Genomic DNA, 9387 nt, shown 5'->3' with positions numbered 1-9387 from the left:
TCCCAGCAGCTGCACCATGCGCTTGATAGTGACCACCAGCCCCGTCAAGAGATATTAGATGCGCACACGGGCACGCCCGCGGTAGCGTGCCCAGCGTCCCGCATGGCGGCGCACCACATCAGCCAGCTTGCGCTCAATCGCCGGATGTTCACGCCGGATCCGGCGATAGGTTTCCGAGGTCGCGAATGCCCGCGCTGCCGCATACTCCACCGCGTCATCATTGATCACGACCTGGCACCCGGTGGCTTTCGGCAGGCGAGTCAGGCATTGGGCGAACAAGCCACAGGTGGCACAATCACTGCGGCGGAAGCTCTCCTTCCAGCCCGTATCCACGTGGTTCCGCATGCGGCGCGTCGTGGTCTGCTCGCCAGGGCAGGTCAACGTCCCCTGCGCGGCATCATGCTGAACGTCCTCTGCCATGAAGGACGACGTGGGCTTTTCACGAACGGGTGGCACCACCACCTCCAGATTCAGTCCGTCCGGATCGTGCCATTCCCGCAGCCGTTCGCCACGAAACCCGGCCTTATCGATCGACAGGGTCTGCACGTCATTGCCGTGAATGGTTTCTTCATGGCGAATCAAGTCCGTCGCATCGGCGGCTTCATCGCCATTGGCGGACAATACCTCCAGGGCGGTGATGATCTGGCTGTCGGTATCCATCGCCACATCGAGCAGGTACCCGGTGAAGAACGCCCCGTGCTTGCCCCGCCGGGCATCAGGGTCGTGGAGGCTGACCATGTGATCCCCTCCGGTGGAATCATCACGATCCGCGAGGATCATGTGCGCGAGCGCCAATGCGTCGGCAAACGCACGTCGATCCGTGGGTGCAGGCTCCGGCAACGGCCCCAACTCCGCATGCACCTGTTCGGCCCAGTCCACGATCTGGCGCAGATGGGTGACCCGCTGGAGCAGGCGTTCCGCGTCAGACAGGTCACTGGTGCCGGTGCGGATAGCCACGGCGTGCGCCCATTCTGCGGCCACCCGCTCCGGAGCAAAGGGTTCGGCTGCGTCCAGCAGGCACTGGCGGGTCTGCGCCACCAGCCGAATGGTCGAGGGAACCGCGATGGTGGCGATGCTATGGGTGGCGTCTTTGAGGCGCAGGCGATCCTGCCCCAAGCCTGCCGTGCGCGCCTGGGCGACGACCCGATCAAAGATCTGGGCGTCGATATCCGCACCCAGGCGGGCGCGGAACACGGTCAGCAAGCTCGGATGCGGGAGCGATTCCGCCAGCCCCATCTGCAAAAAGAGGCGAAAGGCGACCTTGACCTGCGCCTGCGTACACACCTCGCGATCCGACAGGCGGTACTGCGTTTGCAGGAAGCCCAGCTTCAACAGCAGCACCGGATCGGCGGCCGGGCGTCCTTCGGTGGGGTGAGAGCACGCGGCCATCGTCTCCCGATAGCGCTCAACATCGACCACCTGCAGCACCTGGCGCAGGTAATGATCGGCGGGCACCAGCGCGTCAAACACCTGATGATCGTGGTCACTCAGCGTTGGGGCAGAGGTTGGCTTCAACATAACGCACTCCTTGCGTGGAGTCCATCGTACCACGGCAAGCCACATTTTTCAGCAGTCTCCTTTAGCCCTGGGAGCCGTCACCTCCCTACCACGGGTAAAAAGATGGTCTCCGCTGCTTGGTTGATCTGAGGGATCGTGAGTGGATCACCAAGCAAGACAAACGTACGCAGCGATGCCTGGCAGCAGCGGGTGGTGCCAAAGAGCTCAAGCGATCCGGCGAGGGTCAGTTGGCCGAGCGAAGCCTGTCGCGGTGCCGCCCAGAGCGCCCGATAGAAGCCGCGTTGCAGCGCGTCGTGTCCATATAGCACCCCCAATCCGGTCGAGCCCCACGCGGCAAGGGCCCCGCCATTCGCCTGGATCACGAGCCGTTCGTCAAGCGAGGTGCCCCGTGAGGCTGGGATCTGGAAGGAACCAGTGAGACAACTCATACTCAGCACCACCGGCAACCGCGTCTGATTGCCCAGGCTGTCTACGTCAAAGAGGCCAAGGAGGTACTGGTGCTGAGTGGGTTCGCCAGGATTGAGCGGTGGCCCCGTGTAGGCCCATTGATACTGGAGCCCGTGCCCAATGTAGTGGACAATTGCGGCCCCGTCGCGGAAGGCTTGCATCGTGCGGTCACGGGCTACCAGTGGATCGCGTTCGCGCCACGGATCACCAGGCGGGGCTGCGGGATCATAGAGCATGCGCGTAAGCCGAAGGCCCGCCGGGTGCAACGCGGCACTCTCGGCAACGGCCTGAGCAAAGTCGCCAGCGAAATCATTGTTATCGGCAATATAGGCAATCGTGCTCTGCCACGGTTCATTTGTGGTGGTCTGTTCGTACGTCAAGATTTTGTTGACGACCTGTTCGACTTCAATCATACTCTTCGCCGGAAGCCGCCCGATCCACATATCTTGCAAACTGTCGCTCCGCGGATCATCGCCGTGCAACTGGACATAACATGTGTCGCAGGCGGTTTCGCCGAGCCACGGGTCAACGAAGGCGAGGTAGGGCGGGACTCGTATCGGCTGGTTGAAGCCAAAGTAGTTGCGGGGATCGCTGCTGCCGTCACCCACGAGGGTCACACTGGTTGGCGCAACCGCCCAGGTCTCGGCGGCATAGCGTAGGAAGCTCCGAATCGCTTCAGGATCAAGCTGACCGTGGCTCCAGGTTGCATAGATCGCCTCGGTTGCCACGGCGGCCACCGTGTGCCCCTGGCTGCGACGGTGCGCAAGCAGCGGCTCAAGCGCAGGGATGAATTCCTGGGGGGCAAGGTAGAGGGCCTCTGCATTCAGGGGTTGCGCCAGGTCAACCGGTGTTGTGCGCCGCAGTTCAGGGGTGTGCAGGGTGCCGTCGCCGGTGACAAGATAGTGCCCAGGCGTGCTTGCCTCATGCATAAAGCGTGGCCCGGTGAAATGCAGCCGCACTGGGCGGCTTGGATCATCAACGAGATAGACTGCGGATGAAGTAGGCTGTGCATTGAGGTGATAGATAAATTTCCCGGTCTCGCCAAGAAAAGTCGCCCCGCGTTGCGCCAGATCCAGAGTGACTGGTGCTTGCCAACTGACCGCATCAACATGGACACGATCAGCGCGCATACCTGGCAAAAGGGCCACGGTCATCGTAGGGCCACGGGTTGGCATCACCGCCTCGATCGCCCAGAGGCCGCTGTCTGACCATTGTTGGCGCACAGTGTGGTCGGCCAGCCGTACTTCGAGCGTATGCTGCTCACGTGAAAAGGTGTCACCCTCAACCGTCAGTTTAACGGGGCCTGGTGCTGCGGGCAGGTGCGTGGAGAGTGGAACCTCATACACCGGTGGGACAGGTTCGGTATCACTTGCGTCCACCCGTAGATCCCGACTGAAAAAGTGATCGCCATCATGCCCTGGCAAGCGCGACTCATAGATCCGATTCTCGCGCCATGTTCCTCGTTCCAAGGCTGTCGTGCGGATCGGGATCAACAGGCTGGCCGGGCCTGGCTGGGCCTCAAGGTGGGCCATCCGCAGACCTGGGGATGCCCCGACAGTCAACCAGAAGATGGCTGTGTCTGACCAGCGATCCCCTGGTCTGGCATAAAAGCGCAGTTCAACCAGGTCGCCCTGCGCATCGCGCACCTCTTCCATGGCGATCTCGTTGCCACGATGCATAAGGCGAGCATTGGTGACGCCCTCAAGTGGGAAACCCGCGGCAATAAGCGAAGCGACGGGAAGGCGCTGCATCCCCGTTGACGTGACATGCACATGCCAGGCTGGCTGCGCGGCAGCAGGGTCTGGTGGTGGTGCGCCCGTCGCAAACGGTGTCGTCGTCAGCGTGGCGAGCTCGTGCAGAGCGGTCACGCGACCAGCGCCAACCACTTCAACCTGCAGCGTCCCATTCCCGGCATCAAGCACGCGCACCTGCTGACCACGGAGCCAACCCTCGCGGACGAGGGTGCTGGTCGGGTTGACGTACGTAGCCGAAGCCGTGGTGCTGGTGAGGAACAGAACGAAGAGGCCGAACCAGGCAAGTGAGCGGAGGGCTGTGGCATGGCGAAACCAGGCCACAGCACCCCACCAGGCAATGCGGGCAAGCCTTTCTCTACGCTGCACGGCGACGCACAAGGAAACTCGCCGTAATCAGCGCAAAGCCAAGGATCAGCGCAAGCAGCGGCACAAAAGCAGAGGAAGGCACCCCTGTTTCGGGCAGCGTTGCGGGCACCTCAACCACCACCAGTTCAACACTCGACGTATTATTATTGGGATCGCCATCGGGTGACGTGCTTGAGACGACAGCGAGATTCGTATTGTTGGGCGGCGACACCATCGCCGTGACTGTCGCCGTAACTGTGATCGTCACCGTCTCGCCGGGATCGAGTGTCCCGATGACCACGCGCACCCGCTGACCATCGACCGTCACCTCACCACGGCTCGCCACGGCCTCGACCGGCGTCACGAACGTTGGCAACACATCTTCAACGACCACATCAACCGCCTGTAACCCGCCGCGATTCGTGACCAGGATCGTATAGACAACCTGCGAACCAACGGTTGCTACGGGCGGTTCAACACGCTTGGTCACCGCAGGATCGGCAGGCATACCAGGGACTGGTGTCGGGCTCGGCGTCGGCGTCCGCGTCGGTTGTGCGGGCGGCGGCAGTTCGCCGTCAGGGGTAGGCGTGTTGGTTGGCAATGGGGGGGCGGTTGGGACGGGGGTATTCGTAGGCGTATTTGTGGGGACAGGCGTGTCAGTTGGGACAGGCGTATCGGTCGGGACAGGCGTATCGGTCGGGACAGGCGTATCGGTTGGGGGGACATCGGTCGGCGGAGGTGGCTCAGCTGTAGGAACCTCAGTGACCAACAGCATAGACGACGCCTGTACCGGTGTCAAACCAACTGGCAAGATACCCCATGCAATCAGCAACAGACCCATTGAGAGCAATAAGATGCGCAGACTCACAGCCTTCATCGGTGGCTCCTGGCAATAGTTGAGATAGACTTAGCTACTATAGAAGCCTATCATATCATACATCGGGGGCTTTTTGCGCATAAAACACAGGCAGGGGCAGGGCTTCCTTATGACGCAAAGGCGCAAAGGCGCAAAGCTTCGCATAAACTTTCCTCAAACCTTTGCGCCTCTGCGCCTTTGCGTCAAAACACATCAACCTTCTCGGCATGGCATAGCACCGAGGTGCAGGCTTGCCCCTTCAGCATGAATCAGGTAGACTAAAAAGAAAGCTTTATCATGCAATAAGGAAAACACATGACAAACAAACAATCCGAAGTCACGACCCTTGGTGGGGGATGCTTCTGGTGTCTTGAGGCTGTTTTTGATCAACTGGTCGGTGTTGAAGATGTTGTCTCGGGGTATATGGGTGGGCATGTGACCAACCCGACCTACGAGCAGGTTTGTGGAGGGCGGACGGGCCATGCCGAAGTGGTGCAGGTACGCTTTGATCCTGCGCAGCTCAGCTTTCGCGAGGTCCTCGACGTCTTCTTCACAATTCATGATCCGACGACCCTGAATCGCCAAGGCAATGACGTCGGCCCGCAGTATCGGTCGGCGATCTTCTACCACTCACCCGAACAGCAGGCGACGGCGACTGAAGTGATCAATGACCTGAACCAACAACGGCTCTGGCCGCGTCCGATTGTCACCGAAGTGACGGCTGCGAGTCATTTCTACGCTGCCGAGAACTATCACCAGGAGTATTTTGCGCTCAACGGCAGCCAGCCTTACTGCCAGTGGGTGATCGTGCCCAAAGTCGCCAAATTCCGCAAACAGTACGCGGCCAAGCTGAAGTAAAAGTGAAGGTTGCGGTGCGAGCGCCCAGCTTGGCTGGGCGCTCGCACCGCAACCTTCACTTAGATCCTTTTGCCAAGCGCGGCGGCGACTGCGGCAACCTGCGGCATGAGTTTCGCGAAATTCTCAAGGCTCAGCGACTGGCCGCCGTCCGAGCGGGCGCGATCCGGGTCGGGATGGGCTTCGATGATGATGCCGTCGGCACCGGCGGCAATGCTCGCCAGGGCCAGCGGTGGCACAAGGTACCACTTGCCAGTTCCGTGGCTCGGGTCGGCAATGACGGGCAGGTGGGTGCGGCGCTTGGCCAGCGCGACAGCATTGAGATCCATCGTATTGCGGGTCGCCGTCTCGAACGTACGAATCCCGCGTTCGCAGAGGATCACATTGGGGTTGCCCTGGGCAGTGACATACTCAGCCGAAAGCAACCACTCCTCGATCGTCGCCGAGAGGCCGCGTTTGAGCAGGACGGGCATGCCGGTGCGCCCGACTTCTTCGAGCAACTGGTAATTTTGCATATTGCGGGCACCAATCTGGAGCACATCGGCATAGCGGGCAACAAGGTCAACATCATTGATCGTCATCACCTCGGTGACAATCGGCAGGCCGGTCTCATCGCGGGCCTGGGCGAGCAATTTCAAGCCCAGTTCACCGAGCCCACGGAAGGTGTAGGGCGACGAGCGTGGCTTGAAAGCTCCGCCGCGCAACATCGAAGCCCCGGCCTCACGGACAGCGCGTGCCGTCGCCATAATCTGCTCTTCGGTCTCGACCGAACACGGGCCAGCGATCACGACACAGCGCTCACCGCCAACCTTGACCCCCCGCACATCAACAATGGTGTCCATTGGGCGCAGTTCACGCGACACCAGTTTGTAGGGCTGCGTAATACGCAACGTCTCTTTGACCCCGGTGAAATGTTCGAGTTCCTCTTTGAGCGTGGGCGGAATCGCCGCGCCCACCACCCCGATCACCGTCCGTTCGGCGCCATAGACCATATGGCCGCGCAAATCATATTCGGCCAAGCGTTCCAGCACACTCTCGATCTGCTCCTGAGTTGACCCCGTCTGCATCACCACAATCATTGCTTCGACTCCTTCTCCCTGAACTATCGGTGGATGGTATACGGCCTGCTGTGGCGGGGCGACCAGGCGCAGCGCCACGGATGGATCGGTTGGTTGCGCACTCATGCGTTACCCTTCCCCATTGATTGCCCGAAAAGCCGCCAGAGCGGCGGTACGGTCGGGGCGCAAGTTGGTCGCCCCACGGATATAGATATGAACGACTTCTTCGGCACTGCGAGTGGTATTCCAGTGGATCAGCACCCGAATACAGTGAGGCAGACCGCCAGGCACCTTCATCTCGTGGCCGCAGAGCAGGGCAGTATTGATCCAACCAAGCGCACGAGCGGCCACGGCGGGATACTCGGCATCAAGATCGGGCGTAGTCGAAAAGATCGCACTCGCAATATCCTCGGGCTGCATCCGATTTGCCTCAATAATCATCTCCAGCAACTCGCGGGTCGCCTCAAGGATGGCCTCGCGGGTATTTGCCTCACACGTCGTCGCGCCACGGATTCCTCGACACCTGACCGTCATTCCGAGCCTCCCTGACTGGGGCAAACAGACAGAGAGGGCGTGAAGCCTGGTGCTTCACGCCCTCTTGATGAGTTGTCTGTTGACCAAGGTTTCTAGACAATGCGAAGCGACCAGCCCATATGTGGGTGGGTAAAATAGGAAGCAAAAAAGAAGTTGTTGAGATTAGCGTTCACGCGCCCGACTTCCTTTGCAAACCTTTGCTCGCAGTGGTGGGGAATATAGCACAGGTACACGGATCTGTCAACTGGGTTGCCGTGACCGAGCCAGGTGAAACCCTTAACCACCAGCAAAACCGCTTTGTTGCCTTCGCGCACAGTCGCCATTGCAAATCTCTCCTCAAGCTTGCAAGCTGACTGATTCTGCCTTGGAGCAAGTGTAGCATACTGATGCGGTGTCCGCATGCGCACACACATTGCCATTATTTTGGGCAAAAGGTAGGTATGTAGTACAATCAATGCGCATCTGCCCGTTGATCAGGGAAGAAGGTTTTGCGATGCACACGCCACCTCGGCCCCGTGTTTTGCTTCGACCGCCAGAGCCTGCCGATAAAGCAGCGCTTTTGCAGGTCAACCAGACGAGTATTGCGCACCACACGCCCTGGATCTTTCCGCCGATCACTGCCGAGCAATTCAGCGCCTATCTCGAGCGCTGCGCCCAGGCAGATACCTGGAGCAACCTCGTCTGCCGGAGGGAAGATGGCGCAATAATGGGTGCGATCACGCTCAGCCAGATCTTCTATGGGCCACTACAGAGCGCCTACATGGGCTACTACATTGGTGCAGCGTATGCCAGGCAAGGCTACATGCGCGAAGCAATTGCCTTGGCGCTCGATGCTGCCTTTGGCCCCTTGCAACTGCACCGGATCGAAGCCAACATCCAACCCGGCAACCACGCCTCACTTGCACTCGTCCAGCGTCTTGGCTTCACCCGCGAAGGCTACTCACGCCGCTACCTCTTCATCGCAGGTGCCTGGCGCGACCATGAACGCTATGCCATCCTCACCGAAGATTGGAAGGAATCACCTCGTGATTGACCTCAGTCAAGACAAGCTGCAGACCGTCCGTCCAATGCCTCCGCGTCCATTTGGCGGCGACACGCCCACGACAACCCTGGATCTCATCCTGTCCCTCTTGATGGCCTTTGGCTTACCATGGCTTACCCTCGGCGTATTGCGCTGGACAGGAGGGGCACTGACAAGTCTCATTCTTTATTACGTCGTATGTGGCGTTGTGCTCTATCGTTGGCGGCTGGGTGCCCTTGATTATGACCGCCCGACGCGTTGGCCGTGGCCGATGTTTCTTCTCGGGGTGATCCTCGCAGGTGCGATCACCTGGCGCAACTGGAATGCCTTTGCTGACGCAGGCGGGCCGTGGTGGGGCATCTGGCTCACGGCGGTGATCTGGGGTGGGTTCAACGCTGCGCTGGAACAATTCTCTTGGCTCTATGTCTTGATTGCCTGGCGCAACCGTTGGGCCACAGGTTGGCAACAGAAACTCGGCCTCATCATCGGCAGTTTGCTCTTGCTCACCCTCGTAACCCTCATTCACCTCATTTTCTGGGCTGAAGTATTGCCCGAAGCCCGCCAAACAAGTGCAACCTGGTTAACGGTACCGCTCAACACCCTCCTGACGCTAACCTATGTCGTCATGTACTTCCAGGCACGCTCATTCTGGCCGACCTTTTTTGTCCACTTCCTTGTTGACCTACAAATCGTCATCCTTGCGCATTACTCGATCGTGCCGTACCTCTAAGATTTAGGCCAAAGCAAAAAAGTGTCGCCAAGCGTTGCTCGGCCACACCATTTCAAACAACACCTTACCGACGATTGAGAGGCCAAAGCAAAAAACGGTATCGCCGAGCTTTGCTCGGCGATACCGTTTTTACAAACAATACCTTGACAGTCGAGTGTGGTTCTATGTTGGGTCGTGTCATTCACGCAATAATGGGATTGCTCCCTAGAAAGGAGGTGATCCATCCGCACCTTCCGGTACGGATACCTTGTTACGACTTCGTCCCAGTC

General features: G+C 59.6%; 9 protein-coding genes and 1 rRNA gene. 3 read left to right on the top strand and 7 right to left on the bottom strand.

Going from position 1 to position 9387, the window contains the following annotated elements; genetic code table 11:
* Positions 1–54: 54 nt before the first annotated feature.
* From EKD05_RS24480 to EKD05_RS27105, 3 genes are all read right to left on the bottom strand, one after another.
* Positions 55–1518, bottom strand: coding sequence for a transposase (locus EKD05_RS24480; protein ID WP_165360954.1), 1464 nt, complete (start codon positions 1516–1518; stop codon positions 55–57).
* Between the two features lie 77 nt (positions 1519–1595).
* Entirely contained in the window at positions 1596–4085 is a 2490-nt protein-coding gene (locus EKD05_RS24475; RefSeq protein WP_129678106.1) for a C25 family cysteine peptidase, read from the bottom strand.
* Positions 4075–4941, bottom strand: a complete 867-nt coding sequence (locus tag EKD05_RS27105) for a DUF11 domain-containing protein (protein WP_129678104.1) — start codon at positions 4939–4941, stop codon at positions 4075–4077. The genes EKD05_RS24475 and EKD05_RS27105 overlap by 11 nt, the downstream gene beginning before the upstream one ends.
* 294 nt (positions 4942–5235) lie before the next feature.
* Here EKD05_RS27105 and msrA point away from each other — a divergent pair, with 294 nt between their 5' ends.
* Positions 5236–5778, top strand: coding sequence for a peptide-methionine (S)-S-oxide reductase MsrA (msrA, locus tag EKD05_RS24465; RefSeq protein WP_129678102.1), 543 nt, complete (start codon positions 5236–5238; stop codon positions 5776–5778).
* A 59-nt stretch (positions 5779–5837) separates the two neighbouring features.
* On the opposite strand, the gene aroF is transcribed toward msrA, so the two are convergent.
* The 3 genes from aroF to EKD05_RS24450 all read right to left on the bottom strand — a co-directional run bounded on the left by aroF (position 5838) and on the right by EKD05_RS24450 (position 7690).
* Positions 5838–6854: a 3-deoxy-7-phosphoheptulonate synthase gene (gene aroF / locus EKD05_RS24460; protein WP_129678110.1), complete on the bottom strand. Its 1017-nt coding sequence runs from the start codon at positions 6852–6854 to the stop codon at positions 5838–5840.
* 108 nt (positions 6855–6962) lie between these two features.
* Positions 6963–7367 carry a chorismate mutase gene (gene aroH, locus EKD05_RS24455; protein ID WP_129678100.1) on the bottom strand — a complete coding sequence of 135 codons (405 nt, stop codon included), beginning with the start codon at positions 7365–7367 and terminating at the stop codon, positions 6963–6965.
* Positions 7368–7459: 92 nt separating this feature from the next.
* Complete coding sequence (locus EKD05_RS24450) at positions 7460–7690, bottom strand: hypothetical protein (RefSeq protein WP_129678098.1); 231 nt, start codon at positions 7688–7690, stop codon at positions 7460–7462.
* A gap of 170 nt (positions 7691–7860) precedes the next feature.
* On the opposite strand from EKD05_RS24450, the gene EKD05_RS24445 reads away from it, so the two are divergent.
* Both EKD05_RS24445 and EKD05_RS24440 read left to right on the top strand, forming a co-directional pair.
* The gene (locus tag EKD05_RS24445; RefSeq protein ID WP_129678096.1) at positions 7861–8400 is read left to right on the top strand and encodes a GNAT family N-acetyltransferase; all 540 of its coding nucleotides are present in this window, start codon (positions 7861–7863) and stop codon (positions 8398–8400) included.
* Positions 8393–9118: a hypothetical protein gene (locus EKD05_RS24440; RefSeq protein ID WP_129678094.1), complete on the top strand. Its 726-nt coding sequence runs from the start codon at positions 8393–8395 to the stop codon at positions 9116–9118. The genes EKD05_RS24445 and EKD05_RS24440 overlap by 8 nt, the downstream gene beginning before the upstream one ends.
* Positions 9119–9326: 208 nt before the next feature.
* Here EKD05_RS24440 and EKD05_RS24435 read toward each other — a convergent pair.
* Positions 9327–9387 (bottom strand): 16S ribosomal RNA (locus EKD05_RS24435); the annotation flags it as partial.

Source organism: Candidatus Chloroploca sp. Khr17, from assembly GCF_004138165.1.
GTDB lineage: Bacteria > Chloroflexota > Chloroflexia > Chloroflexales > Chloroflexaceae > Chloroploca.
The sequence above is the reverse complement of the archived record's forward strand: the minus strand, read 5'-3'. Positions and strand labels throughout refer to the sequence as shown.